Origin of the sequence: Collinsella aerofaciens (assembly GCF_032584215.1) — a bacterium.
Lineage (GTDB): Bacteria > Actinomycetota > Coriobacteriia > Coriobacteriales > Coriobacteriaceae > Collinsella.
The window spans coordinates 1-498 of sequence record NZ_JAWHPN010000109.1 but is presented as its reverse complement, the minus strand read 5'-3'; the positions used below and the strand labels follow the sequence as shown (position 1 = coordinate 498).

Sequence of the window (498 nt, the reverse complement as noted above, 5' to 3'; positions counted from 1 at the left end):
GTGGGTAACGCTGACATATAAAGAAAATATGCGGGATGAAAGGCGCGTCTACGAAGATTTCCGCCGTTTCTGGCAGCGATTTCGGTATTACCTCAAAAAGCATGAATACCGACCTGCGGAATATATCACGGCGGCAGAACCGCAAGGGCGGGGCGCATGGCATTTACATTGCCTCTTTCTGTTCCCGGAAAAAGCGCCTTTCATTCCTAATGCAGATATGGCGCGAATTTGGGGGCATGGATTCACCAAGACCAGAAGCCTGCAAGGAATTGACAACCCTGGCTTGTACCTGACCGCATATCTGGGCGATATGGAATTATCAGAAGCGCTCCGCGTCGGAAATGCAAAAGGACAGATAGCCGAGGCGAAAATAACAGACGCACAAGGCAAGCGTCGAAAGAAAGCAATTAGCAAAGGGGCGCGTCTGCACCTATATCCACCCGGCTTTAATCTGTACCGGGCAAGTCGGGGTGTGAAAAGGCCGGAGATATGGCAGAC

The 498-nt window shown here is 51.2% G+C and carries 1 protein-coding gene; it reads left to right on the top strand.

The annotated features are described in order from the left end of the window. The coding region (locus RX395_RS09980) for a rolling circle replication-associated protein (protein ID WP_457921686.1) at positions 1–498 on the top strand (498 nt) is incomplete at both ends.